The sequence below is a fragment of the Streptococcus oralis genome (genome assembly GCF_006175905.1).
GTDB lineage: Bacteria > Bacillota > Bacilli > Lactobacillales > Streptococcaceae > Streptococcus > Streptococcus oralis_BG.
The window spans coordinates 395,639-421,092 of sequence record NZ_SSNB01000003.1 but is presented as its reverse complement, the minus strand read 5'-3'; the positions used below and the strand labels follow the sequence as shown (position 1 = coordinate 421,092).

General features: G+C 42.3%; 33 protein-coding genes and 1 pseudogene. 31 read left to right on the top strand and 3 right to left on the bottom strand.

Going from position 1 to position 25,454, the window contains the following annotated elements; genetic code table 11:
• Positions 1 to 37: 37 nt before the first annotated feature.
• Positions 38 to 787, bottom strand: a complete 750-nt coding sequence (locus tag E7Y33_RS07845; RefSeq protein ID WP_139690153.1) for a lysophospholipid acyltransferase family protein — start codon at positions 785 to 787, stop codon at positions 38 to 40.
• Between the two features lie 133 nt (positions 788 to 920).
• Here E7Y33_RS07845 and E7Y33_RS07840 point away from each other — a divergent pair, with 133 nt between their 5' ends.
• From E7Y33_RS07840 to E7Y33_RS07815, 6 genes and pseudogenes are all read left to right on the top strand, one after another.
• The gene (locus E7Y33_RS07840) at positions 921 to 3,257 is read left to right on the top strand and encodes a cation-translocating P-type ATPase (RefSeq protein ID WP_139690325.1); all 2,337 of its coding nucleotides are present in this window, start codon (positions 921 to 923) and stop codon (positions 3,255 to 3,257) included.
• 101 nt (positions 3,258 to 3,358) lie between these two features.
• The gene (locus E7Y33_RS07835; RefSeq protein WP_139690152.1) at positions 3,359 to 4,036 is read left to right on the top strand and encodes a tRNA (adenine(22)-N(1))-methyltransferase; all 678 of its coding nucleotides are present in this window, start codon (positions 3,359 to 3,361) and stop codon (positions 4,034 to 4,036) included.
• Complete coding sequence (locus E7Y33_RS07830; RefSeq protein WP_139690151.1) at positions 4,023 to 4,820, top strand: Nif3-like dinuclear metal center hexameric protein; 798 nt, start codon at positions 4,023 to 4,025, stop codon at positions 4,818 to 4,820. The genes E7Y33_RS07835 and E7Y33_RS07830 overlap by 14 nt, the downstream gene beginning before the upstream one ends.
• 16 nt (positions 4,821 to 4,836) lie before the next feature.
• Positions 4,837 to 5,940 (top strand): NAD(P)/FAD-dependent oxidoreductase, encoded by a 1,104-nt coding sequence (locus tag E7Y33_RS07825; protein WP_161976056.1) that lies wholly within the window; start codon positions 4,837 to 4,839, stop codon positions 5,938 to 5,940.
• 101 nt (positions 5,941 to 6,041) lie between these two features.
• The gene (galE, locus tag E7Y33_RS07820; protein ID WP_001156532.1) at positions 6,042 to 7,061 is read left to right on the top strand and encodes a UDP-glucose 4-epimerase GalE; all 1,020 of its coding nucleotides are present in this window, start codon (positions 6,042 to 6,044) and stop codon (positions 7,059 to 7,061) included.
• A 1-nt stretch (position 7,062) separates the two neighbouring features.
• Positions 7,063 to 8,029 (top strand): annotated as a pseudogene (locus E7Y33_RS07815) (glycosyltransferase family 2 protein).
• Between the two features lie 75 nt (positions 8,030 to 8,104).
• Here E7Y33_RS07815 and E7Y33_RS07810 read toward each other — a convergent pair.
• Positions 8,105 to 8,308 carry a ferredoxin gene (locus E7Y33_RS07810; protein WP_002874767.1) on the bottom strand — a complete coding sequence of 68 codons (204 nt, stop codon included), beginning with the start codon at positions 8,306 to 8,308 and terminating at the stop codon, positions 8,105 to 8,107.
• A gap of 45 nt (positions 8,309 to 8,353) precedes the next feature.
• On the opposite strand from E7Y33_RS07810, the gene E7Y33_RS07805 reads away from it, so the two are divergent.
• The 20 genes from E7Y33_RS07805 to E7Y33_RS07710 all read left to right on the top strand — a co-directional run bounded on the left by E7Y33_RS07805 (position 8,354) and on the right by E7Y33_RS07710 (position 19,890).
• Positions 8,354 to 8,863, top strand: a complete 510-nt coding sequence (locus tag E7Y33_RS07805; protein ID WP_000410192.1) for an SAG1386/EF1546 family surface-associated protein — start codon at positions 8,354 to 8,356, stop codon at positions 8,861 to 8,863.
• 9 nt (positions 8,864 to 8,872) lie between these two features.
• The gene (gene cmk / locus E7Y33_RS07800; protein ID WP_139690149.1) at positions 8,873 to 9,547 is read left to right on the top strand and encodes a (d)CMP kinase; all 675 of its coding nucleotides are present in this window, start codon (positions 8,873 to 8,875) and stop codon (positions 9,545 to 9,547) included.
• A 118-nt stretch (positions 9,548 to 9,665) separates the two neighbouring features.
• Positions 9,666 to 10,172, top strand: a complete 507-nt coding sequence (locus tag E7Y33_RS07795) for a dihydrofolate reductase (RefSeq protein ID WP_000162312.1) — start codon at positions 9,666 to 9,668, stop codon at positions 10,170 to 10,172.
• Positions 10,172 to 10,342, top strand: coding sequence for a hypothetical protein (locus E7Y33_RS09480; RefSeq protein ID WP_000442252.1), 171 nt, complete (start codon positions 10,172 to 10,174; stop codon positions 10,340 to 10,342). Before E7Y33_RS07795 ends, E7Y33_RS09480 begins: the two co-directional genes overlap by 1 nt.
• Before the next feature lie 31 nt (positions 10,343 to 10,373).
• The gene (clpX, locus tag E7Y33_RS07785; protein ID WP_002874765.1) at positions 10,374 to 11,606 is read left to right on the top strand and encodes an ATP-dependent Clp protease ATP-binding subunit ClpX; all 1,233 of its coding nucleotides are present in this window, start codon (positions 10,374 to 10,376) and stop codon (positions 11,604 to 11,606) included.
• 8 nt (positions 11,607 to 11,614) lie between these two features.
• Positions 11,615 to 12,202 carry a ribosome biogenesis GTP-binding protein YihA/YsxC gene (gene yihA / locus E7Y33_RS07780; protein ID WP_000405203.1) on the top strand — a complete coding sequence of 196 codons (588 nt, stop codon included), beginning with the start codon at positions 11,615 to 11,617 and terminating at the stop codon, positions 12,200 to 12,202.
• A 9-nt stretch (positions 12,203 to 12,211) separates the two neighbouring features.
• Positions 12,212 to 12,592, top strand: coding sequence for a RidA family protein (locus E7Y33_RS07775; protein ID WP_001140420.1), 381 nt, complete (start codon positions 12,212 to 12,214; stop codon positions 12,590 to 12,592).
• Between the two features lie 51 nt (positions 12,593 to 12,643).
• Positions 12,644 to 13,534 (top strand): RNase adapter RapZ, encoded by an 891-nt coding sequence (gene rapZ / locus E7Y33_RS07770; RefSeq protein WP_000163039.1) that lies wholly within the window; start codon positions 12,644 to 12,646, stop codon positions 13,532 to 13,534.
• Positions 13,531 to 14,508 (top strand): YvcK family protein, encoded by a 978-nt coding sequence (locus E7Y33_RS07765; RefSeq protein WP_139690148.1) that lies wholly within the window; start codon positions 13,531 to 13,533, stop codon positions 14,506 to 14,508. The genes rapZ and E7Y33_RS07765 overlap by 4 nt, the downstream gene beginning before the upstream one ends.
• On the top strand, positions 14,505 to 15,416 hold the full coding sequence (whiA, locus tag E7Y33_RS07760; RefSeq protein WP_125415331.1) for a DNA-binding protein WhiA: 912 nt from the start codon (positions 14,505 to 14,507) through the stop codon (positions 15,414 to 15,416). The genes E7Y33_RS07765 and whiA overlap by 4 nt, the downstream gene beginning before the upstream one ends.
• 130 nt (positions 15,417 to 15,546) lie before the next feature.
• The gene (locus E7Y33_RS07755; protein WP_139690147.1) at positions 15,547 to 15,945 is read left to right on the top strand and encodes a DUF1310 family protein; all 399 of its coding nucleotides are present in this window, start codon (positions 15,547 to 15,549) and stop codon (positions 15,943 to 15,945) included.
• Positions 15,938 to 16,162: a hypothetical protein gene (locus tag E7Y33_RS07750; RefSeq protein ID WP_139690146.1), complete on the top strand. Its 225-nt coding sequence runs from the start codon at positions 15,938 to 15,940 to the stop codon at positions 16,160 to 16,162. The genes E7Y33_RS07755 and E7Y33_RS07750 overlap by 8 nt, the downstream gene beginning before the upstream one ends.
• A 47-nt stretch (positions 16,163 to 16,209) precedes the next feature.
• Positions 16,210 to 16,614 (top strand): DUF1310 family protein, encoded by a 405-nt coding sequence (locus E7Y33_RS07745; protein ID WP_139690145.1) that lies wholly within the window; start codon positions 16,210 to 16,212, stop codon positions 16,612 to 16,614.
• Between the two features lie 5 nt (positions 16,615 to 16,619).
• Positions 16,620 to 16,823 (top strand): hypothetical protein, encoded by a 204-nt coding sequence (locus tag E7Y33_RS07740; protein ID WP_237665654.1) that lies wholly within the window; start codon positions 16,620 to 16,622, stop codon positions 16,821 to 16,823.
• 70 nt (positions 16,824 to 16,893) lie between these two features.
• The gene (locus E7Y33_RS07735; protein ID WP_139690144.1) at positions 16,894 to 17,280 is read left to right on the top strand and encodes a DUF1310 family protein; all 387 of its coding nucleotides are present in this window, start codon (positions 16,894 to 16,896) and stop codon (positions 17,278 to 17,280) included.
• Positions 17,281 to 17,284: 4 nt separating this feature from the next.
• Entirely contained in the window at positions 17,285 to 17,506 is a 222-nt protein-coding gene (locus tag E7Y33_RS07730) for a hypothetical protein (protein WP_139690143.1), read from the top strand.
• A gap of 47 nt (positions 17,507 to 17,553) precedes the next feature.
• Positions 17,554 to 17,949 carry a DUF1310 family protein gene (locus tag E7Y33_RS07725; RefSeq protein ID WP_139690142.1) on the top strand — a complete coding sequence of 132 codons (396 nt, stop codon included), beginning with the start codon at positions 17,554 to 17,556 and terminating at the stop codon, positions 17,947 to 17,949.
• Positions 17,946 to 19,190, top strand: a complete 1,245-nt coding sequence (locus E7Y33_RS07720) for an Mbeg1-like protein (protein ID WP_139690141.1) — start codon at positions 17,946 to 17,948, stop codon at positions 19,188 to 19,190. The genes E7Y33_RS07725 and E7Y33_RS07720 overlap by 4 nt, the downstream gene beginning before the upstream one ends.
• Positions 19,187 to 19,573: a hypothetical protein gene (locus E7Y33_RS07715; protein WP_139690140.1), complete on the top strand. Its 387-nt coding sequence runs from the start codon at positions 19,187 to 19,189 to the stop codon at positions 19,571 to 19,573. The genes E7Y33_RS07720 and E7Y33_RS07715 overlap by 4 nt, the downstream gene beginning before the upstream one ends.
• A gap of 5 nt (positions 19,574 to 19,578) precedes the next feature.
• A complete protein-coding gene (locus E7Y33_RS07710) occupies positions 19,579 to 19,890 on the top strand; it encodes a hypothetical protein (RefSeq protein ID WP_139690139.1) in 312 nt (103 codons plus the stop codon).
• 92 nt (positions 19,891 to 19,982) lie between these two features.
• On the opposite strand, the gene E7Y33_RS07705 is transcribed toward E7Y33_RS07710, so the two are convergent.
• Positions 19,983 to 20,951, bottom strand: coding sequence for an NAD(P)/FAD-dependent oxidoreductase (locus E7Y33_RS07705; RefSeq protein ID WP_139690138.1), 969 nt, complete (start codon positions 20,949 to 20,951; stop codon positions 19,983 to 19,985).
• Positions 20,952 to 21,087: 136 nt separating this feature from the next.
• Here E7Y33_RS07705 and cdaA point away from each other — a divergent pair, with 136 nt between their 5' ends.
• The 5 genes from cdaA (at position 21,088) to E7Y33_RS07680 (ending at position 25,411) form a co-directional block, all read left to right on the top strand.
• Positions 21,088 to 21,945 (top strand): diadenylate cyclase CdaA, encoded by an 858-nt coding sequence (gene cdaA / locus E7Y33_RS07700; RefSeq protein WP_125397867.1) that lies wholly within the window; start codon positions 21,088 to 21,090, stop codon positions 21,943 to 21,945.
• Positions 21,932 to 22,729, top strand: a complete 798-nt coding sequence (locus E7Y33_RS07695) for a CdaR family protein (protein WP_139690137.1) — start codon at positions 21,932 to 21,934, stop codon at positions 22,727 to 22,729. The genes cdaA and E7Y33_RS07695 overlap by 14 nt, the downstream gene beginning before the upstream one ends.
• Positions 22,730 to 22,759: 30 nt before the next feature.
• On the top strand, positions 22,760 to 24,112 hold the full coding sequence (glmM, locus tag E7Y33_RS07690; protein ID WP_139659095.1) for a phosphoglucosamine mutase: 1,353 nt from the start codon (positions 22,760 to 22,762) through the stop codon (positions 24,110 to 24,112).
• A 73-nt stretch (positions 24,113 to 24,185) separates the two neighbouring features.
• Complete coding sequence (locus tag E7Y33_RS07685; protein ID WP_001050092.1) at positions 24,186 to 24,560, top strand: DUF1149 family protein; 375 nt, start codon at positions 24,186 to 24,188, stop codon at positions 24,558 to 24,560.
• Positions 24,561 to 24,562: 2 nt separating this feature from the next.
• Positions 24,563 to 25,411, top strand: a complete 849-nt coding sequence (locus tag E7Y33_RS07680; RefSeq protein ID WP_139690136.1) for a DegV family protein — start codon at positions 24,563 to 24,565, stop codon at positions 25,409 to 25,411.
• Positions 25,412 to 25,454 lie beyond the last annotated feature (43 nt).

The following is a 25,454-nucleotide window of genomic DNA, read 5'->3' as shown; positions in this document are numbered from 1 at the left end:
TTATCCCTTGGCTTTTTCCAAGGGATAATTGTATTTTTTAACCAAGTTTCTCTCTCTTCTTATCTGGATTCCAGATAAAGCTTGCGATGAAGGTAAAGATAATCGTTAGGATACCAACAATCACAGCAAGGATGAGGGCTGGGATTCGGACAAACCACCAGAGTGGGTTTGGTTTTTTATCATTGTGCCATTGCTTAGTTTCTTCGTCCAAACGTTGGAATTCTGCTTGGATACGGTTTGCAACCATTTCAATCCCTTCATCATTCATTTTCTTGATGTCTGAGATATCGATAGGATTTCCAAAGTTCATATCCACACGTTCACGGCTAACCAAGCCTTTCAAGGTCATAGGACCTGTGTAGGTAACCGGCATGATACGGACCTTAGCCATTTTGGCAATCAAGGCAACTCCACCCTTGACATCATTTGAGTGGCGGCTCCCACTTGGGAACATGATGAGAGAACGGTCGCTTTTTTTGAGGACGTTGATAGGGTACTTGATGGCAGAGGCGTTAGGTTTTTCCCGGTCGATAGGAAAGGCGCCACACATACGGATCCACCAGCCAAAGATGCGGTTGTTAAACAGCTCTTTTTTGGCCATAAAAATGAACTGTTTTGGCTTGGTCGCAAAGGCCATGTAAACAGGATCCCACCAGGTACGGTGAGGTGCGACGAGGATATAGTTTTCGTCTCGGCTAGGGATTTTATTAGTATTGTGATAGTGGGCATTGCCATTGATGGACCACAAGATCAGCATGACTAGTCCACGCAAATAAGTATAAAACATGAGATCTCCTTCGATTGTCTTGCTTTTATTATTATACCTCATCAAAAGACTACTGGCAAACTTTTTCAGTCATCAGTGGATAGTTTTTGGATAGGATTAGAATTCTGCTAGAAAAAATGATATGATAGAATTTATGGATAAAAATATGATAATGGGATTAACCCAAAGAGAAGTCAAGGAAAGACAGGCTCAAGGTTTGGTCAATGACTTTACCGCTTCAGCTAGTACCAGTACTTGGCAAATCTTTAAACGAAATGTTTTTACACTTTTTAACGCTTTGAACTTTGTTATTGCCCTAGCGCTGGCCTTTGTGCAGGCTTGGAGCAATCTGGTCTTCTTTGCCGTTATCTGCTTTAACGCTTTTTCAGGGATTGTGACCGAGCTACGGGCCAAACATATGGTGGACAAGCTCAATCTGATGACCAAGGAAAAGGTCAAAACCCTCCGTGATGGCCAAGAAGTCGCTCTTAATCCGGAAGAATTGGTGCAGGGTGATGTTATTCGCCTGTCTGCTGGAGAGCAGATTCCTAGTGATGCTCTGGTTCTAGAAGGCTTTGCGGAAGTCAATGAAGCCATGTTGACGGGTGAGAGTGATTTGGTGCAAAAGGAAGTGGATGCCTTGCTTTTATCAGGGAGTTTCCTAGCTAGTGGGTCAGTTTTAGCTCAAGTTCACCATGTTGGGGCAGAAAACTATGCTTCCAAACTCATGCTGGAAGCTAAGACAGTGAAACCCATCAACTCTCGTATCATGAAATCGCTGGACAAGCTAGCAGGTTTTACTGGGAAGATTATCATTCCTTTTGGTCTGGCTCTCTTGCTGGAAGCCTTGATTTTAAAAGGCTTGCCTCTTAAGTCGTCCGTTGTAAATTCGTCGACAGCCCTTTTGGGCATGTTGCCTAAGGGAATCGCCCTTTTGACCATTACTTCGCTCTTGACTGCGGTGATTAAGCTGGGCTTGAAAAAGGTCTTGGTGCAGGAGATGTACTCTGTCGAGACCTTGGCGCGCGTGGATATGCTCTGTCTGGACAAAACGGGCACCATCACCCAAGGAAAGATGCAGGTGGAGGCGGTTCTTCCTCTGACGGAAACTTATGGTGATGAGGCTATTACTAACATTCTGACCAGCTACATAGCTCATAGTGAGGATAAAAATCCAACAGCCCAGGCTATTCGCCAGCGTTTCCAAGGTCAGGTTTCCTATCCTATGCTTTCGAATCTTCCTTTCTCAAGCGACCGTAAGTGGGGAGCTATGGAGTTAGAAGGTTTGGGGACGGTTTTTTTAGGGGCACCTGAGATGTTGTTGGACTCTGAAATCCCTGAAGCTAGAGAGGCTCTAGAGAGAGGTTCACGTGTCTTGGTATTAGCCCTTAGTCAGGGAAAACTAGACCACCACAAACCACAGAAACCATCTGATATTCAGGCCCTGGCCTTGCTGGAAATCTTGGATCCCATTCGAGAAGGAGCAGCTGAGACACTAGACTATCTTCGTTCCCAGGAAGTAGGCCTCAAGATTATCTCTGGTGATAATCCAGTCACGGTTTCCAGCATTGCCCAGAAGGCAGGTTTTGCAGACTATCACAGCTATGTTGATTGCTCAAAAATAACGGATGAGGAATTGGTGGCCATGGCTGAGGAGACTGCGATTTTTGGGCGTGTTTCCCCTCATCAAAAGAAACTACTGATCCAAACCCTGAAAAAAGCGGGGCATACAACAGCTATGACAGGGGACGGGGTCAATGATATCCTGGCCCTTCGTGAGGCGGATTGTTCCATCGTGATGGCAGAGGGAGATCCGGCAACACGTCAGATTGCCAATCTAGTTCTCTTGAACTCAGACTTCAATGATGTTCCTGAGATTCTCTTTGAAGGTCGTCGTGTGGTTAATAATATTGCTCACATTGCACCGATTTTCTTGATAAAGACCATCTATTCCTTCCTGTTAGCAGTCATCTGTATCGCCAGTGCTCTTCTAGGACGGTCTGAGTGGATTTTGATTTTCCCCTTCATTCCAATCCAGATTACCATGATTGACCAATTCGTGGAAGGTTTCCCGCCATTCGTTCTGACTTTTGAGAGAAATATCAAACCTGTTGAACCAAACTTCCTCAGAAAATCCATGCTTCGCGCCCTACCAAGTGCCCTCATGGTCGTGTTCAGCGTTCTTTTTGTGAAAATTTTTGGAGCGAGTCAAGGTTGGTCTGAGTTAGAAATCTCAACCCTACTCTATTATCTCCTTGGGTCTATCGGTTTCTTATCCGTATTTAGAGCCTGCATGCCATTCACCCTCTGGCGTGTCCTCTTGATTGTCTGGTCAGTAGGGGGCTTCCTAGCCACAGCTCTTTTCCCAATGATCCAAAAGTTGCTTGAAATTTCGACCTTAACAGGACAAACATTACCTGTCTATGGGGCCATGATGTTAGTCTTTACCGTGATTTTCATTCTAACTAGTCGTTACCAATCCAGAAAATAAAGAAAGACTGCAATCTGTGGATTGCGGTCTTTTTAGGTGCAAGATTGCTAGCTAAAATATGGTATAATAAGAGGTGACAGAGTTTTGGAAAGTGAGAGAAAATGATTTCAAAGAGATTAGAATTGGTGGCGTCCTTTGTGCCACAGGGGGCCGTGTTACTAGATGTGGGGAGTGACCATGCTTATCTGCCTATCGAGTTGGTCGAGAGAGGGCGAATTGAAGGTGCTATTGCAGGCGAAGTGGTGGTTGGCCCCTACCAGTCTGCGATCAAAAATGTAGAGGCCCACGGATTGGAAGAAAAAATCCAAGTTCGTTTAGCCAATGGTTTGGCAGCCTTTGAAGAGGTAGACCAGGTATCGGTCATCACCATCGCTGGTATGGGCGGGCGCTTGATTGCTACGATATTAGAAGAAGGGTTGCAGAAGTTGGCTAATGTAGAACGTTTAATCCTCCAGCCCAATAATCGTGAAGACGACTTGCGCATCTGGTTACAAGACCATGGTTTTCAGATTGCGGCCGAAAGTATTCTAGAAGAGGCTGGCAAATTTTATGAGATTCTAGTGGTGGAAGCGGGACAAATGGAGCTATCAGCCAGTGATGTTCGCTTTGGACCTTTCTTGTCCAAAGAAGTCAGCCCAGTTTTCGTTCAAAAGTGGCAGAGAGAAGTCAGCAAGTTAGAGGTTGCTCTTAGCCAAATCCCAGAAAAAAATCTGGAGGAACGTCAAGTTCTAGCTCATAAAATTCAAGCTATTAAGGAGGTTCTCCATGTTAGCAAGTGAAGTAATCAAAGCGTATGAAGCCTTTTGTCCGCAAGAATTTTCTATGGAGGGGGATAGTCGTGGTCTGCAAATTGGGACTTTAGACAAGGATATCCAAAGAGTTATGGTTGCCCTTGATATTCGTGAAGAGACAGTGGCAGAAGCCATTGAAAAGGATGTGGATTTGATTATCGTCAAGCACGCGCCGATTTTCCGTCCTATCAAGGACTTGGTCGCCAGCCGTCCACAAAATCAGATTTACATCGACCTCATCAAGCATGACATCGCAGTTTATGTCAGTCATACTAATGTTGACATCGTTGAAAATGGCCTCAATGACTGGTTCTGCCAGATGCTGGGTATTGAGGAAACGACTTATCTACAGGAAACAGGCCCAGAACGTGGGATTGGGCGTATTGGTGACATTCAACCACAGACTTTTGGAGCATTTGCTCAGCATGTCAAGCAAGTCTTTGGTCTTGATAGTCTTCGCATGGTGCATTATCAAGATAGTGATTTGCAGAAGCCTATTTCAAGAGTAGCCATATGTGGTGGTAGCGGGCAGTCATTCTATAAGGATGCTTTGGCAAAGGGAGCAGATGTCTACATCACTGGGGATATTTATTACCACACTGCCCAGGATATGTTGTCTGATGGCTTGTTGGCGCTGGACCCGGGCCACTATATCGAAATCCTTTTTGTGGAGAAAATCGCTGCGCTCCTTACTCAATGGAAGGCAGAGAAGGGCTGGACTGTTGATATCTTGCCTAGTCAGGCATCGACTAATCCTTTCCACCATATCTAGTTAGAAGGTGAAGACAATGAAAAAAGTTGCCATTATTGGAGCAGGGATTGTGGGGGCAACAGCTGCCTACTACCTCTCGAAAGAAAGCGACCTAGAGGTGACCGTCTTTGACCATGGACAGGGGCAAGCTACCAAGGCAGCGGCAGGAATTATCAGTCCTTGGTTTTCCAAACGCCGCAATAAAGCCTGGTACAAGATGGCGCGCTTGGGAGCGGACTTTTACGAGGAATTGTTGGCTGATTTAGAAAAGTCAGGACAGGAAATCGACTTTTACCAGCGTTCGGGAGTTTTTCTCTTGAAAAAGGATGAATCCAAGTTAGAAGAACTCTATGAACTAGCACTCCAGCGTAGGGAAGAATCTCCCTTGATAGGTCAATTAGCCATTCTAGACCAAGCGTCTGCAAATGAATTATTCCCTGGCTTGCAGGGATTTGACCGCCTGCTCTACGCTTCTGGTGGAGCGAGAGTAGATGGCCAACTGTTAGTGAATTGTTTGCTAGAAGCCAGTCAGGTCAAGTTGGTCAAAGAGAAAGTGACTTTGACTCCTTTATTATCAGACTACCAGATCGGGGATTGCGTTTTTGATCAGGTCATTTTGGCGACAGGAGCTTGGTTGGGGGACATTTTGGAACCTTTAGGATATGAGGTAGATGTTCGTCCCCAAAAAGGACAACTCCGAGATTATCAGATTTCCAAAGATATGGAAACTTACCCTGTTGTCATGCCAGAAGGGGAGTGGGATTTGATTCCTTTTGCAGGTGGGAAATTGTCCTTAGGCGCTACCCATGAAAACGACATGGGATTTAACTTGACGGTAGATGAAACCTTGCTCCAACAAATGGAGGATGCAGCCTTACCATACTATCCAGCCTTGGCAGAAGCGAAATCATCAGGTGAGCGTGTAGGAATTCGCGCCTATACCAGTGATTTCTCCCCTTTCTTTGGACAGGTGCCAGGCTTAGCGGGTGTTTATGCGGCTAGCGGTCTAGGTTCATCAGGCCTCACAACGGGCCCGATCATCGGGTATCATCTAGCACAGCTGGTCCAAGACAAGGAGTTTACTTTGGACCCAGTAAACTACCCAATTGCAAACTATGTCAAGCGAGTAAAAAGCGAATAAGATTTTACTGAAATTTTAGCAGATAGTTTAGGATGTCAAATGACATTCCCTATCAAAAATGATAAAATAAGAAAAAATAATCCGAGAATCGAGGAAAAAAGATGCAAGAAAAGATTTTGGTAACTGGTGGTGCCGGATTTATCGGAACCCACACTGTTATTGAGTTGATCCAAGCAGGTCATCAAGTGGTTGTGGTGGATAATCTTGTCAACAGCAATCGTAAGAGTTTAGAAGTTGTTGAGAGAATTACAGGAGTTGAGATTCCTTTTTATGAGGCAGATATCCGTGATACTGATACTCTCAGAGATATTTTCAAGCAAGAAGAACCGACTGGTGTGATTCACTTTGCTGGTTTGAAGGCTGTTGGCGAATCAACCCGTATTCCTCTTGCCTACTATGACAACAATATCGCTGGAACTGTCAGCCTTCTAAAAGCTATGGAAGAAAACAACTGTAAGAACATCATATTCAGTTCTTCTGCGACTGTTTACGGAGATCCTCATACAGTTCCAATCTTAGAAGATTTCCCGCTTTCAGTGACCAACCCATACGGTCGTACCAAGCTCATGCTAGAGGAAATTTTGACCGATATCTACAAGGCTGACTCAGAATGGAATGTGGTCTTGCTTCGTTACTTTAACCCAATCGGAGCGCATGAAAGTGGAGACCTAGGAGAAAATCCAAACGGCATTCCAAATAATCTTTTGCCTTATGTTTCACAAGTAGCAGTTGGCAAACTGGAACAAGTACAAGTCTTTGGAGATGATTACGATACAGAAGATGGAACTGGGGTTCGTGACTATATCCACGTTGTCGATTTAGCCAAAGGTCACGTTGCAGCTCTGAAAAAACTCCAAAAAGGTTCAGGTCTAAACATTTATAACCTTGGAACTGGTAAAGGTTACTCCGTTCTTGAAATTATCCAAAATATGGAAAAAGCAGTGGGACGTCCTATTCCTTACCGCATCGTAGAACGTCGCCCAGGTGATATCGCCGCATGCTACTCAGACCCGGCAAAAGCCAAAGCAGAACTGGGCTGGGAAGCAGAACTCGACATCACCCAAATGTGTGAAGACGCATGGCGTTGGCAAAGCAAGCATCCAAATGGATTTGAAGACTAAGATGATGATTTCGATCATTGTCCCATGTCTAAACGAAGAGGAAGTACTTCCTCTTTTTTATCAGTCTGTGGAAGCTCTGCTTCCTGACTTGGGAGCAGAGGTCGAATATGTATTTGTAGACGATGGCTCAAGCGATGGGACCTTGGAGCTTTTGAAGGCCTATCGGGAGCAAAATCCTGCGGTCCGTTATGTCTCATTCTCACGAAATTTTGGGAAAGAGGCAGCCTTATACGCAGGCTTGCAGCATGCAACTGGAGACTTGGTGGTCGTGATGGATGCAGACCTTCAGGATCCTCCTAGTATGCTACTTGAGATGAAAGCCTTACTAGACCAAAATGCAGATATAGACTGTGTTGGGACACGGAGAACTAGTCGGGAGGGGGAACCCTTTTTCCGCAGTTTCTGTGCTGACCTCTTTTACCGCCTCATGCAAAAAATTAGCCCAGTGGCCTTGCCCTCAGGTGTCCGTGATTTTCGCATGATGAGAAGGTCTGTGGTAGATGCTATTTTAACACTGACCGAGTCCAATCGTTTTTCTAAAGGACTCTTTGCCTGGGTGGGTTTTAAAACGCACTATCTTGATTATCCAAACGTTGAACGACAGGCTGGCAAGACCAGTTGGAGTTTTAGACAACTCTTTTTCTACTCGATTGAAGGGATTCTTAACTTTTCAGATTTCCCCTTGAGTATAGCCTTTGTAGCGGGACTTCTATCTTGTTTTCTTTCGTTTGTGATGACATTTTTTGTAGTGTTTCGGACTCTTATCTTGGGAAATCCGACATCTGGTTGGACGTCTTTGATGGCTGTCATTCTCTTTCTTGGAGGGATTCAACTCCTGACAATTGGGATTCTTGGTAAGTATATCAGTAAGATCTATCTGGAAACCAAAAAAAGACCACTCTATCTCGTCAAAGAAAAAAGTGACCTTTCTCTTGTTGAAGGAAAAAAATAACCAAAAAAGACTATAATTTTACCTAGAAATATGCTAAACTAGTAAGTGTGGGAAAAATGAGAAAAAATCAATTATATTTATTTCCTGCTTCCTACGATGGATCTTTTAGGAGTGCACGTGTAGGACAATTTTTGATGGCCTCCAGAACATCGCTGGTCTCAGCGATTTCTCTTTGCAATTCGACTGGATCATCGTAAAATCGAACGATTCCATTATCATGGTAATCAAAGAGTTCAGAATAGGTTTGGCAAAGCCCGCAGGCGATGCACCGTTCGGGTATAAGTGTGACTTTCATATTTATATTGTAATAAGAAAATGTAAAAAAAACAAGGAGTAAGGTATGGAAAAAGAACCGTGGCAAGAAGATATTTACGAAAACAATGAGGAAGAAACAAGATCAGAGCGTCGACACCGGAAACAAAAAGGGAAAGGCGTTGTTGCGAATCGTGTCTTGACAGTTCTAGCTAGCCTCTTCTTTGTAATTGTTGTAGCGATGGTAGTTGTATTGATTTACCTATCAACCGGTGGAAGCAATCGTACATCATCTTTGAAGGACTTCTATGATGCATCGTCTCCTTCTACAAGTTCAAGTTCTAAAGTGGAAGAATCATCATCTTCAAGTAGCAAGGTAGAGGAAACAGCTTCTTCTGAATCAACACCTTCACAGAGCAGTTCGGAAGAGCATACTACAGAGGGTGAAGGAACACTTACAGTACAGCCTGGAGAGGGAGAAGCAGCTCTTGCTCAACGTGCAGGGATTTCCATTGCCCAGCTAGAAGCCCTAAATCCTTCTCACATGTCATCTGGATCTTGGTTTGCCAACCCAGGTGATGTGATTAAGACAAGATAGGAGTCGGTCATGAAGACAATTCAAATTGCTATCGATGGTCCAGCTTCGAGTGGCAAGAGTACGGTCGCAAAGATTGTCGCTAAGGATTTTGGATATACTTATCTCGATACAGGTGCTATGTACCGTGCTGCGACTTATATAGCGCTCAAGCACCAGTTGAATGCAGAAAATGTAGACCAACTTCTTGAGCTTCTTAACCAACACCCCATTAGTTTTGGACGTTCAGAAACAGGTGAGCAACTTGTTTTTGTAGGAGATGTTGATATTACCCATCCGATTCGTGAAAATGAAGTGACCAACAAGGTTTCAAGCATCGCTGCCATTCCTGAGGTGCGTGAGAAACTGGTTTCGCTCCAGCAAGAGATTGCTCAGCAAGGTGGTATCGTCATGGATGGGCGTGATATCGGGACAGTTGTTTTACCACAAGCTGAACTCAAGATTTTCCTAGTGGCTTCTGTTGAAGAAAGAGCAGAGCGTCGTTACAAGGAGAATATTGCTAAAGGGATTGAGACTGACTTGGAAACGTTGAAAGAAGACATTGCTGCGCGTGACTACAAGGACAGTCATCGTGAAACCTCTCCTCTCAAACAGGCTGAGGATGCAGTTTACCTTGACACAACTGGACTAAGTATCCAAGAAGTGGTTGAAAAAATTGAATCAGAAGCAAAAAAATATATGTCCTAGGGACGAGAGGAGCAGACTAAATGAAGCCTGCTCCTTTTCTCTCTTTTGCGCGCGTTTCAAAACAGCCTTTTTGGGAGAATTTTGATAAAATAGTATTATCAATAAAAAGGACGGAAGCATGACAAAGAAAATCATAGCCATTTGGGCCCAAGATGAAAAAGGTGTGATTGGGAAAGAAAATCGTCTCCCTTGGCATTTGCCAGCAGAGTTGCAACATTTTAAGGAAACGACTTTAAATCATGCTATACTGATGGGACGAGTGACCTTTGATGGTATGGGACGTCGTCTGCTTCCAAAACGGCAAACCCTGATTTTAACGCGCAATAGCGAAGAAGTTATAGATGGGGCGCTCGTATTTCAAGATGTGGAGTCTGTTTTAGCGTGGTATCAGAGTCAGGAAAAAAATCTCTATATCATTGGCGGAAAGCAGATTTTTCAGGCTTTTGAGCCTTATTTAGATGAAATTATCGTGACGCAGATTCATGCTCAGGTGGAGGGAGATACCTATTTCCCTGAGGAGTTTGACTTATCTCGTTTTGAGACGGTTGCAAGCAAATCTTACACCCGAGATGAGAAAAACGACTATGATTTTACCATCGAATACCGAGATAGAAAGGAAGTCTAATGGAGCGCAGTATATTTGGATTTTTTACAGCTTTTTTGTGTGTGATCTGTATTTTGACTGGAGCACAGGCTTTTCGTAAGAAGCGCTATGGACTGTCTGCCTTACTCTGGTTGAATGCTTTTACCAATCTGGTCAACAGTGTCCACGCTTTTTATATGACCTTATTTTAGATAGAATGATAAATTAGAATGGAAGGAAATCATGCCTACAAATAGGAAAAATGATATGATGGTTTATTGCTCATTTTGTGGCAAAAGCCAAGAAGAAGTAAAGAAAATAATCGCTGGGAACAACGCCTTTATCTGTAATGAATGTGTGGAGTTGGCCCAGGAAATCATTCGGGAGGAGTTGGCTGAGGAAGTCTTGGCAGACTTGTCTGAAGTACCAAAACCAATCGAACTCCTCAATATCTTGAATCACTATGTGATTGGTCAGGATCGTGCCAAACGTGCCTTGGCAGTGGCTGTATACAATCACTACAAACGCATCAATTTCCACGATACGCGTGAAGAGTCTGAAGATGTGGATTTGCAGAAGTCAAACATCTTGATGATTGGCCCAACGGGTTCTGGGAAAACTTTCTTGGCTCAAACCTTGGCTAAGAGCTTGAACGTGCCTTTTGCTATCGCAGATGCGACAGCTCTGACTGAGGCTGGGTATGTGGGTGAGGACGTGGAAAACATCCTCCTGAAACTCTTGCAGGCTGCTGACTTTAATATCGAACGTGCAGAACGCGGGATTATCTACGTGGATGAAATTGACAAAATTGCCAAGAAGAGCGAGAATGTGTCTATCACACGTGACGTTTCGGGTGAAGGGGTGCAGCAAGCCCTTCTCAAGATTATCGAGGGAACCGTTGCTAGCGTGCCGCCTCAGGGTGGACGCAAACACCCGCAACAAGAGATGATTCAGGTGGATACCAAAAATATCCTCTTCATCGTGGGTGGTGCTTTTGATGGTATCGAAGAAATCGTTAAACAACGTCTGGGTGAAAAAGTCATCGGATTCGGCCAAAATAACAAGGCGATTGATGAAAACAGCTCATACATGCAAGAAATCATCGCAGAAGACATTCAAAAATTCGGTATTATCCCTGAGTTGATTGGACGCTTGCCTGTCTTTGCTGCTCTTGAGCAATTGACGGTCGATGACTTGGTTCGCATCTTGAAAGAACCAAGAAATGCCTTGGTGAAACAATACCAAACCTTACTTTCTTATGATGACGTTGAGTTGGAATTTGACGACGAAGCCCTTCAAGAAATTGCCAATAAGGCTATTGAACGCAAAACTGGTGCGCGTGGTCTTCGCTCAATCATCGAAGAAACCATGCTAGATGTTATGTTTGAAGTGCCAAGTCAGGAAAATGTGAAATTGGTCCGCATCACGAAAGAAGCTGTCGATGGAACGGAAAAACCAATCCTAGAAACAGCCTAGAGGAGACTATGGAAATCAATACACACAATGCTGAAATCCTGCTCAGTGCGGCAAACAAGTCCCACTATCCGCAGGATGAACTGCCAGAGATTGCCCTTGCAGGGCGTTCAAATGTTGGCAAGTCTAGCTTTATCAACACCATGCTCAACCGCAAAAATCTTGCTCGTACATCAGGAAAACCTGGTAAAACTCAGTTGCTCAACTTCTTTAACATTGATGACAAGATGCGTTTTGTGGATGTACCAGGTTACGGCTATGCCCGCGTTTCCAAAAAGGAGCGTGAAAAGTGGGGGCGCATGATTGAGGAGTACCTGACGACTAGGGAAAATCTCCGTGCGGTTGTCAGTTTGGTGGATCTCCGCCACGACCCGTCAGCAGATGATGTGCAGATGTACGAATTTCTCAAGTATTATGAGATTCCGGTTATCATCGTTGCGACCAAGGCGGACAAGATTCCCCGTGGTAAGTGGAACAAGCACGAATCAGCAATCAAAAAGAAATTAAACTTTGACCCAAGTGACGACTTCATCCTCTTTTCATCTGTTAGCAAGGCAGGGATGGATCAGGCTTGGGATGCAATATTAGAAAAATTGTGAGGGAAAGAAATGGCAAAAACAATTCATACAGACAAAGCTCCAAAAGCAATCGGACCTTATGTTCAAGGGAAAATCGTTGGCAATCTTTTGTTTGCTAGCGGTCAAGTTCCCCTATCTCCTGAAACTGGAGAAATTGTAGGAGAAACGATCCAAGAACAGACAGAACAAGTCTTGAAAAATATTGGTGCTATTTTGGCAGAAGCAGGAACAGACTTTGACCATGTTGTCAAAACAACTTGTTTCTTGAGCGATATGAATGACTTTGTTCCTTTTAACGAGGTTTACCAGACTGCCTTTAAAGAGGAGTTCCCAGCTCGTTCAGCTGTAGAGGTTGCACGTCTTCCTCGTGATGTAAAAGTCGAAATTGAAGTGATCGCAGAGATTGGATAAGCTAGTTGAAGTTTGGCTCTGCCAAACTTTTTTTGATATAAGGAGAGATAGATGACAAAGAAACAACTTCACCTGGTGATTGTGACAGGGATGAGTGGCGCAGGGAAAACGGTAGCCATTCAGTCCTTCGAAGATTTGGGATATTTTACCATTGACAATATGCCGCCAGCCCTCTTGCCAAAGTTTTTGCAGTTGGTAGAGACCAAGGACGATGACCACAAACTGGCCTTGGTAGTCGATATGCGTAGTCGTTCCTTCTTTTCAGAGATTCAGGCTGTTTTGGATGAATTGGAAAACCAAGATGATTTGGACTTCAAAATCCTCTTTTTAGACGCAGCAGATAAGGAATTGGTAGCCCGTTACAAGGAAACCAGACGGAGTCACCCACTTGCTGCAGATGGTCGAATTTTAGATGGCATTAAGTTGGAACGTGAACTTTTGGCACCTTTGAAAAACATGAGCCAAAATGTGGTGGATACGACAGAACTCACCCCACGTGAACTTCGTAAAACCATTGCTGAGCAATTTTCAGACCAAGAACAAGCCCAGTCTTTCCGTATCGAGGTCATGTCTTTTGGATTCAAGTATGGTATTCCTATCGATGCAGACTTGGTCTTTGATGTCCGTTTTTTGCCAAATCCATACTACCTTCCGGAACTCCGCAATCAGACAGGTGAGGATCAAGCAGTTTATGACTATGTGATGAATCATGAAGAGTCTGAAAGTTTCTATCAGCACTTACTCGCTTTGATTGAACCCATTTTGCCAAGTTACAAAAAAGAAGGCAAGTCTGTTTTAACCATTGCAGTAGGATGTACAGGTGGACAGCACCGTAGTGTTGCCTTTGCAAAACGAATCGCTGAGGACCTTGCTAAAAACTGGCCTGTCAATGAAAGCCATCGTGACAAAGACAGAAGAAAGGAAACGGTAAACCGTTCATGAGAAAACCAAAGATAACGGTAATTGGTGGAGGAACAGGTATCCCCGTCATTTTGAAAAGCTTGCGAGAAAAGGATGTTGAGATTGCAGCCATCGTAACGGTAGCTGATGATGGTGGATCTTCTGGTGAGCTAAGAAAGAATATCCAACAGCTGACACCACCAGGTGATCTCCGTAATGTCCTTGTGGCCATGTCAGATATGCCCAAGTTTTATGAGAAGGTTTTTCAGTACCGTTTCTCAGAAGAGGCCGGAGCATTTGCGGGTCATCCACTGGGGAATATCATCATAGCAGGGCTCTCTGAAATGCAAGGGTCCACTTATAATGCCATGCAGCTGCTAAGTCTCTTTTTCCACACAACAGGAAAAATCTACCCCTCAAGCGATCAGCCTTTGACACTGCATGCAGTCTTTAAAGACGGTTCAGAGGTGGCGGGTGAGAGCCATATTGCAGATCATCCAGGAATGATTGACCATGTCTATGTGACCAATACCCTGGATGATGAAACACCCCAAGCCAGCCGTCGAGTAGTCAATACTATTCTAGAGAGTGACATGATTGTCTTGGGGCCTGGTTCCCTCTTTACATCGATTTTGCCAAATATTGTCATTGAGGAGATCGGGCAGGCTCTCTTGGAGACTAAGGCGGAGATCGCCTATGTCTGCAATATCATGACCCAGCGTGGGGAAACAGAGCACTTTTCAGACAGTGACCACGTGGAAGTCCTCCATCGACACTTAGGTCGGCCTTTTATTGATACGGTCTTGGTTAATATCGAAAAGGTTCCTAGAGAATACATGGATACCAACCGTTTTGATGAGTATTTGGTTCAGGTAGAGCATGACTTTGCTGGTCTTTGCAAACAGGTTCCCCGTGTGATTTCATCCAACTTCCTTCGTTTGGAAAATGGAGGAGCCTTCCATGATGGCGATTTGATTGTAGATGAATTGATGCGCATCATACAGGTGAGAAAATGAGTTTTACAGTTGCAGTAAAAGAGGAAATTCTTGGTCAACACCATCTCAGTCGTCATGAATTATCAGCCATCATCAAGATGTCTGGCAGTATCGGTCTCTCGATTTCTGGCCTGACCTTGTCCGTCGTGACCGAAAATGCCAAGCTAGCTCGGCATCTCTATGAGTCTTTTCTCCATTTTTATGACATCAAGTCAGAAATTCGTCACCATCAGAGAAGCAATCTTCGTAAGAACCGTGTCTATACGGTCTATACCGATGAGAGGGTGCAGGAGCTTTTAGCTGATTTGCGGCTTGCGGATTCCTTCTTTGGTTTGGAGACGGGCATTGATCCTGACATCTTAGCAGATGAGGAGGCTGGACGTGCTTACTTATGTGGGGCCTTTCTGGCAAATGGTAGCATCCGAGATCCGGAGTCTGGCAAGTACCAGTTGGAGATCAGTTCCGTTTATCTGGACCATGCCCAAGGATTGGCCTCTCTCCTTCAGCAGTTTTTGTTGGATGCCAAGGTTATTGAGCGAAAGAAAGGTGCAGTTACCTATCTCCAACGTGCAGAGGACATCATGGATTTCTTGATTGTGATTGGGGCCATGCAGGCGCGTGATAACTTTGAGCGTGTCAAGATTTTGCGTGAAACCCGTAACGATCTCAATCGCGCCAATAACGCTGAAACAGCCAATATCGCTCGAACGGTTTCTGCCAGTATGAAGACCATCAACAATATCAGTAAAATCAAAGATAGAATGGGTTTGGAAAATTTACCCGTGGATTTGCAAGAGGTAGCACAGTTGCGGATTCAGCATCCAGACTATTCTATTCAGCAGTTGGCAGATAGCCTGAGCAATCCCTTGACCAAAAGTGGTGTCAACCACAGACTCAGAAAAATAAACAAGATTGCAGATGAACTATAAAACCACGAATCGTTGATTCGTGGTTATTTTCTTGAAGTTATTAAATGTGTGAGAGACATTTTAAAGGAGACCTACTCCATAAGCTATGGTATACTATAGATGAATTATACTATAGAGTAAAGGAGGCACCATGAAAAAACCTAAAAAAAGTATGATTATTTTATTCAGTATTTTAGCAGTGATTGGAATCACAATAGGAGGTTGTAGCATGCACCAATATCAAAAGAAACAGGAAATGATTGCCATCGCAACAAGCGATGAGGCGAGAAAGGTTTATGAAGAATATTTAAAGAAAGAAGATCCAAAAGCACTCACAGAAGAAGGTATTATTAAAAGTTATGAGATTGATGAAGAAAAACTTTCCTATAATCCAATGGGAGGTTTGATTGTACGGTTACTCTTGAACGAAAAAAAAGATCTTCGAATGAATTTTAACTTAATAGATAATGGAGATGGAACCTATAGCACAGCTTACTATGGCTATTCTAGGGAATTAAATAAACTTTTGAAAGAAGAAAAAAATGAATGAGCAATATGTAAACGATAAAAATCTTCAAATAGCAATGACAGAGCATGACTCTGAAATGAATTTAGATCATGTTGTCAAAACTCAAAGTGGAGATCAAATTGGCACTGTCACTCAAGTCTACAACAATACTACAGGAGCGGGCGAGCAGGTTTATGCGGTTGTAAAAAATCCCAATGAAAAAGCTGAGGATGTAGAGGAAAGTTATGCTATACTATGAGTAAGTTAGTACCTAATTCATTGATAGGATAGCATAAAGGAGGCACCATGAAAAAACCTAAAAAAAGCATGATCATTTTATTCAGTATTTTAGCAGTAATTGGAATCACAATAGGAGGATGTAGCATGCACCAATACCAAAAGAAACAAGAAATGATTGCCATCGCAACAAGCGATGAGGCGAAAAAGGTTTATGAAGAATATTTGAAGAAAGAAGATCCACATGCTTTTACTGAAAAAGGATTCATACATTCTTATCAAGTGAAACAAGATTCATTAAGTTATAATCCAATGGGTGGGCTGATGGTTTCTTTAATAATCAATAATGATGATGAAATGCTTGTGGATTATAATTTAATTGAAAAGTCTGACGGAGATTATACTTCAGCATTTTATGGAAGTACACCTAAATTTTGGCAGACTCGTGATAAATATTATAAAAAAGAGGAATGATAGTTATGCCGGAAAAATATATTAACGATCCTCATCTTCAGATAGCAATGACAGAGTACCAACCTAACATGAAAGAAGATAAATATGAGGTTAATACTCAGTATAATCAAAATGTAGGTTATGTCACCCAAGTCTACAACAATACTACAGGAGCGGGCGAGCAGGTTTATGCAGTTGTAAAAGTCCCAATAAAAAAGCTGAGGATGTAGAGGAAAATTATGCTATACTATGAGTAAGTTCATTTCTAATTTATTGATAGGATAGCATAAAGGAGGCACCATGAAAAAACCTAAAAAAAGTATGATTATTTTATTCAGTATTTTAGCAGTAATTGGAATAGCAGTAGGAGGATGTAGCATGCACCAATACCAAAAGAAACAAGAAATGCTTGCCATCGCGACAAGTGATGAGGCGAAGAAAATATATGAAAGCCATATGAAAGCATTGGATCAAAATGCCTTAACTGACGATGGTGTTATTAAATCATATGAAATTGATAATGAAAGCCTATATTACAATCCCATGGGAGGAATGGAGGTTACAGTTTATGTGAATCATGATAAAGATTTGGAATTTCAATTTGGGATCATTGAAGATAATGAAGGTATTTTAAAATCTAGTGGTTATATATATTCAGGGAAATTAGCAAAACTTCTTGGAGAATAGAGTTATGGAAAAAGAATATGTCAATGATAAACAACTTCAGATAGCTATGACAGAATATAGAAATTTAAAGTTGGATAATATTGCTAGAACTCCTAACAATGACATTCTTGGTACTGTCACCCAAGTCTACAACAATACTACAGGAGCGGGCGAGCAGGTTTATGCAGTTGTAGAAAATTCTGATGAAGAAGCTGAGGATGTAGAGGAAAATTATGCTATACTATGAGTGAGTTCATTCCTAATTTATTGATAGGATAGCATAAAGGAGGCACCATGAGAAAACCCCAAAAAAGTATGATTATTTTATTCAGTTTTTTAGCAGTGATTGGAATCACAATAGGAGGTTGTAGCATGCACCAATACCAAAAGAAACAGGAAATGATTGCCATCGCAACAAGCGATGAGGCGAAAAAGGTTTATGAAAATCATATGAGGGCAAATGATCCTAAAGCATTAACAAAAGATGGAATCATTAAATCATATGATATTGATACAGAAACTTTAGAGTATAATCCAATGGGAGGGCTAATGGTAAGGATATACTTTAATAAAGATAAGGAATTAGATTTTCACTTTGGCTTAATAAAAGATGATTCAGGTAATTATGAATCTTATGGATATACTGTATCACCTAAATTATCATCTATGTTAAAGGAATCTAAAAAATGAGAAAGTATGTCGATGATTCAAATCTTCAGATTGCAATGACTGAATATAACGATAACTCAATTAATCGTGAGGTTAAGGATCAATATGATCGAAGTGTTGGTACTGTCACCCAAGTCTACAACAATACTACAGGGGCGGGCGAGCAGGTTTATGCAGTTGTAGAAAATCCTAATGAAAAAGCTGAGGATGTACAGGAAGTAACGGTCCTCTTTCGTGGTTCTACGGGTCCAGATCATATTTTGAATGAAGCACCAGATGTCTGGAATGACTGGGCAGAAAATGATGCAGTTATAGCCAAGAGAATTGTAATGCAAAGCAATCCCAGCGACCGAGACAATTCTACCGAGCAGCTAAAGGCTTCTGCCAGAGCTTTAAAAGATGTCATGGAAAAATATCCTAATGCCAAGATTAACATCTATGGGCATTCTCTTGGATCTATGGATGCTCAGTATGCTATGGCTGACCTAGAAGCGGCCCAAATCGAGCGAATCCAACAGGCTTATATTTACAACGGCCCTGATATCTATCGAATCCTTAGCCCTAAACAGAGAAAAATTGTCGATCAGATTAAAGGACGTATCTACAACTATGCTGACCCTAAAGATAAGATTAGTATGGTTGGTAGAGATCCTGCCAAGGGCAGTATCGGTTCTGTAGGTATGGTTTATTATGTAGATAGTGAACAAGAAGATTTTGTAAATCAGCATATGACCTATGGTTATCGCTTGGATAAGGATGGGAAAATAAAAATTCTCTCCAATACCAGTACAGTCGCATATAATAGCTTTCTGGTTAAAATGGAGAGTTTCAAAAGACTTAAGAAGAGTCTATCTTCTGATGGGTTTACATCTGATGAGCGAATCTTTCTCGACTCTGAACAAGCTAAGATTACGGCATCAGGCATTTCCCATATTGTAACAGAAGAACTAGATGTTCTCAAAAAAATATATAATGATGGGGTTCGAGATGCGAGTGAAGTGCTTGTATCTTGCAGTAATGTTCCTTGGGGCTTTATCCTAAGTCCGTATGAAACTGAGGTTGCCTATTCTGATGGCGGAGTGAATTATGAAACAACTATTGGTGTCATTCAAAAGAGGTTTACTCCAGTTCTTGATACTGCGAAACAATTAGAGAAAGATTTTACAGAATTAGAAAAGCAAATCAAAAACGGTATTCAGAAGAAATTAGATGAAGATAGAGAATTAGCTAGTAAATTTAGTCAGTGGGAGAGTTTATTATGATTCAGGATGACATCTGGAAAAAGCGCCAGCGTATTGAAGAATGTGAGGATGACTATCGGCGATCTTGTAAAAAGATTGAAAAGCAGTATGAGGAAGCCAACTATAAATTTCAACAGTTGCGTCATATGATTGAAGAAAAGCATCAAATTATTTCTCATTCCTTAGACCAACTAGGCGGAGACACAACTGAATGGCGTTATCAATCCAATCGACTAGCATCCAACTTTAGTCAGCAAATCGAGATGGCGTATAGAAATAGACAAAGACAACTCGAACAAGAAGAATTGGAGCTCGAACAGGATTACAAGCGGGAACACCGTCTCTTAGAAGATGAGCTTGCCAGAGCTCAGGAGCAAAAAAGACGCTTAGAAGAACGAGGTTAACGATAATGGCGAATGTATTTGATTATATTAATGATTTTTTCGCGGGAGGAGAGGAGGCTCTAAGAAATATTGAAAAAGAGTTGGAACGATCATTTATAAAAAACATCTTGGCTCCAGCAAAAAAAGCTCGTATTTCCACTATAAAAAAAGATACAGAAAAATATATGAAGATCTCTCTATTAAGTGCTCAAGAAAGTTTGAAAGAAGTTTCGAAAAACATTGATAGTTCGATGAAGGGAGAATTTTCTACAAAAGTAGTTGAAACTATAGAAACGAAAAGTAAAGAATATCCAAAAGCTTTAAATGGTACAAAGTAGACTTTTGCTTTTTAAAGTAAAACTCCAGTAAGTTGCTTTTTTATAGCAGAAGAACTATAAAACCACGAATCAGTTGATCCGTGGTTCTTTTCTTATAAACTGGTTGAGTGTTTGGGTTGCACTTTTTGCTCAGGGTCAATGTAGTTGATAGCATTGTTAACGGCAGTTGGTGCTTCACCCAGTCCTGTCGCAATCAAATCAATCTTACCTTCATAGTAGCAGCAGTCGCCGATAGCATAGATACCTGCTTGGCTAGATTCTTGCTTGCTATTGACGATAATCTTGTGACGGTTGAGGCCCAGCCCCCAATTTTTAAGATTGCCAACAGATGATTTGAAACCATAGTTGACAAAGAGGTGGTCTACTTCGATAGTTTCGGTTTCATCTGCTTTGACTTTGGTGATTTCTAGTTTGTCGAGTGTTTTACCATCTCCAAGGAGTTGGCTAGGGACGAACGGTGTCTTGATGGTCACAGATGATTCTTGTAGGGCTTGGACACTGTGTTCCAAAGCGCGGAAGTTATCTCGACGGTGAACGAGAGTAGTTGGGGCAATTTTTTCAAAAGCCAATGCCCAGTCAACTGCTGAGTCTCCTCCACCAAGGATGGTCACTTTCTTACCAGCGTATTGCTGGATATTGGAAACGTGGTAGTGGATATTTTCATAGTCCTCAACACCGTCTAATTCGAGCGGACGTGGTTTAAAGGCACCACCCCCCATAGCAATGATGACGGTTTTAGTCAGGTGATTTCCCTTGTTGGTTGTAATGCTAAATCCTTCATCTTGTTTCTCAATCTCAAGAACCGTTTCGTTGAGGTGAACAGGTGTTTCAAAGCCATCTAGCTGCTCAAGCAAGCGATTGGTCAGCTCTTCCCCAGTTAAGTTTGGAAAACCTGGCACATCAAGGATTTGCTTTTCAGGGTAGAGGATGGCAGGCTGACCACCGAGCTGGGGAAGGGAGTCGATGATTTGGACTTTAGCTTGGCGTAGGTGGGCGTAAAAGGCAGCAAAGAGGCCGACAGGACCGCCCCCTACAATGGTAATATCATAGAGTTGAGACATGATTTCTCCTTCGTTTTTTCTAGTCAGTTTATTGTATCATAATTTTGCTTAATTTAAAATGAAGTAGGATGGGGAAAAAATGAGCAGAAAATGGTATAATAGTACGGAAAGTGTTTTGACAGGGAGGAGGCCAGGGATGAATTTTCAACCATTATCCAATTTGCAATACTGGACGAGTTTGTTTTCAAGCCCTTGGACAATAGTCACTAATCTGATAGATATTCTCATTGTGACTTATATTTTATATCATTTTACCAAAGCGATTGCAGGGACCAAAATCATGATTTTGGTGCGGGGAGTTCTGGTCTTTATTTTAGGTCAGATTCTGTCCAATATGATTGGTTTGACGACCATTTCCTGGTTGATCAATCAGATCATCACATATGGGGTTATCGCAGCGGTAGTTATCTTTTCACCAGAGATTCGGACTGGTTTGGAACGATTGGGTCGAGCTACTGATTTCTTCTACAATGCCCCTATTAGTGCGGAAGAGCAAATGGTTCGTGCCTTTGTCAAATCAGTCGAGTACATGAGCCCCCGTAAGATTGGTGCTCTGGTAGCAGTTCAGCGCGTGAGAACCTTGCAGGAATATATCTCAACTGGGATTCCTCTAGATGCTAAGATTTCTTCTGAGTTATTGATTAATATCTTTATCCCCAATACTCCCTTACACGATGGAGCAGTCATTGTCAGAGAAGATCGGATTGCCGTAACTTCAGCCTACCTACCCCTGACTGAAAATACTGGAATTTCCAAGGAGTTTGGGACACGTCACAGGGCTGCGATTGGTTTGTCGGAAGTATCGGATGCTCTTACCTTTGTGGTTTCTGAGGAAACAGGTGGAATCTCAATCACCTATAATGGAGTCTTTAAGCATGATTTGACCTTAGAAGAGTTTGAAGCTGAATTGAGAAGAATCTTACTTCCAGCATCAGAGGAGAAACAAGGTCTGAAAGAGCGTTTGCTAGGAGGATTGAAACATGAGAAAAAATAGTCTTTATATTATTTCTTCCTTCTTTTTCGCCTGCATCCTCTTTGTCTATGCGACTTCAACAAACTATCAGAATAGCAATAGTGCCAGACAAGTGCGGACAGAAACCTACACCAATACGGTCCTTAATGTTCCAATCGATATTCAGTATGACAGCGACCAGTACTTTATCAGTGGTTTTACATCTGAAGTGACTGTCTTTCTGACAGGGTCAAACAGAGTTGCTTTAGCGAGTGAAATGCAGGAAAGCACTCGGAAATTCAAGGTCAAAGCTGACTTAACCAATGCCAGTGTAGGAACCATCGAAGTTCCTCTAACCATTGAAAATCTGCCTAGCGGTTTGACAGCTGTTGCAACTCCGCAAAAGATAACAGTCAAGGTCGGTAAAAAAGCAAAACGAGACAATGTAATCGTTGTGCCGGAGATTGACCCTAGTCAGATAGATTCTCGGGTCAAAATCGACAAAGTAACTGTGTCAGATGAAAAAGTAACGGTTATTAGTGACGAGGAGACTCTCTCTAGAGTAGATCGTGTCATTGCCATCTTACCGACTAGTGAACGGATAACAGGTAACTATTCAGCCTCTGTTCCACTACAAGCAGTTGATAAAAATGGAAATGTCTTGCCAAGCGTCATTATGCCATTTGATACTACAATGAAAATTACAACCAAAACAGTATCGTCTAGCTCGAGTTCTTCGTCAACGACCTCGTCAACGGGCTCTTCAACCAGCAGTTCGTCTTCAACGAGTTCAGAAACGAAACCAGACTCGTCTAAACAGGACTAAATAAAATAGTAGAAAAGGATGATAAATAAAATGGGTAAATATTTTGGGACCGATGGAGTCCGTGGAGAAGCAAACGTAGAATTGACGCCAGAATTGGCCTTTAAACTGGGACGTTTTGGTGGTTATGTTCTTAGCCAACACGAAACAGAAGCCCCTAAAGTTTTTGTAGGACGTGATACACGTATCTCAGGAGAAATGTTAGAATCAGCCCTAGTGGCAGGTCTTCTCTCTGTAGGGATTCACGTCTACAAACTCGGTGTCCTTGCAACACCAGCAGTAGCTTACTTGGTTAAAACGGAGGGAGCCAGTGCAGGTGTCATGATTTCCGCAAGTCACAACCCAGCCCTTGATAATGGAATTAAATTCTTTGGTGGGGATGGCTTCAAACTTGATGATGAAAAAGAAGCAGAAATCGAAGCCTTGCTAGATGCTACAGAAGACACCCTTCCTCGTCCAAGTGCCGAAGGATTGGGAACTTTGGTAGATTATCCAGAAGGCTTGCGTAAGTATGAAGGTTACCTTGTTTCAACTGGAACGCCTCTTGAAGGAATGAAAGTGGCCTTGGACACAGCAAACGGTGCAGCGTCTACGAGTGCTCGTCAAATCTTTGCAGACCTTGGGGCTCAAATAACTGTTATTGGTGAGACACCAGATGGTCTTAACATCAACTTGAATGTGGGTTCTACACATCCAGAAGCTCTTCAAGAAGTGGTCAAAGAAAGCCAGTCAGCTATCGGTTTGGCCTTTGACGGAGACAGTGACCGATTGATTGCCGTTGATGAAAATGGTGATATCGTCGATGGTGATAAGATCATGTATATCATCGGGAAATACCTTTCTGAAAAAGGCCAGTTAGCTCAAAACACCATCGTAACAACCGTCATGTCTAATCTTGGCTTCCATAAGGCCTTGGAGAGTGCTGGTATTAACAAGGCAGTGACTGCTGTTGGTGACCGCTATGTCGTTGAAGAAATGAGAAAATCAGGCTACAATCTTGGTGGTGAACAATCAGGTCACGTTATCTTGATGGATTACAATACAACTGGTGATGGTCAATTATCAGCTGTTCAATTGACTAAGATCATGAAAGAAACAGGCAAGAGCTTGTCTCAACTAGCATCAGAAGTGGCGATTTACCCACAAAAACTGGTCAATATCCGAGTGGAAAATGCCATGAAAGAAAAAGCCATGGAAGTACCAGCTATCAAAGCAATCATCGAAAAGATGGAAGAAGAGATGGCTGGCAATGGCCGTATCCTTGTCCGCCCAAGTGGAACAGAACCCCTCTTGCGTGTCATGGCAGAAGCGCCAACAACAGAAGAAGTCAACTACTATGTCGATACTATTGCTGCTGTGGTTAAAGATGAAATCGGTATTGACTAAAGCCTAGAAAACTAGATGAAATGATAAAAATGTGGTACAATTGCATAGTAAATTGTAGCAATGGGAGAGAAAAATGAATCTTAAAAGAGAACAAGAATTTGTTAGCCAGTATCACTTTGATGCTCGTAACTTTGAATGGGAAAATGAAAATGGAGCTCCTGAAACCAAGGTAGACGTTAACTTTCAGTTACTCCAACACGACCAAGAAAACCAAGTGACTTCGCTTGTTGTTATCTTGAGTTTCATGATTGTCTTTGATAAATTTGTCATCAGCGGAACAATTTCCCAAGTGAACCATGTGGAAGGCCGTATTGTCAACGAACCAAGCGAATTTAACCAAGAAGAAGTCGAAACCTTGGCACGTCCATGTTTGAACATGCTCAACCGTTTGACTTATGAAGTAACAGAAATCGCCTTGGATCTTCCAGGGATCAATTTGGAGTTTTAGTCATGAAATTAGCTGTCATTACAGATTCTTCAGCCTATTTAGGGGAGAAGACGCTGCAAAGAGAGAATCTTTTTATCTTGGATATTCCTGTCAATATTGATGGAGAGGAGTATGTTGAAGGTGTCAATCTGACTGCTGAGGAATTTTATCAAAAAATGGCTCAGTCTGTAGAATTGCCTAAAACTAGTCAACCAAGTATTGCCAAATTGGATGAGATTCTTAGTTCTTTGAAAGATGAGGGTTATACCCATGTCTTGGGACTATTTCTTTCGTCAGGAATTTCAGGTTTTTATCAGAACATCCAATACATGTTGGAAGAGTATGATGGCTTGACCATTGCCTTTCCAGATACCCATATCACAAGTTCCCCTCTAGGATTTATGGTAGAGAGTGCCTTTGAGTGGGCAGAACAAGGTGATGATTTTGCCCAGATTCAGGAGAAATTGGCTATCCAAATCGCTGATAATTCAGCCTTTATCATAGTAGATGACCTCGACCACTTGGTTAAGGGAGGACGTTTGTCAAATGGAGCAGCTATCTTAGGAAATCTCCTCAGTATCAAGCCTATTCTTTACTTTAATGACCAAGGAGTGATTGAAGTTTACGAAAAAGTTCGTACAGAAAAGAAAGCAATCAAACGTTTGGTGGAAATCATCAAGGAGTTGACAAAAGATGGGAACTACCGTATAACAGTCATTCATGGGAACGCTCCTCAAAAGGCAGCGGATTTACGTCAGCTTTTGATGGAGAGTGGTGTGACTGCTGAAATTCCAATTGTTAGCTTTGGTAGTGTCATTGGGACCCACCTTGGAGAAGGTAGTATCGCCTTGAGCTATACACCAATCGTCTAAATTGTTCTTGCAGGCTTTGTATCTTAGAAATTGAACACAACCT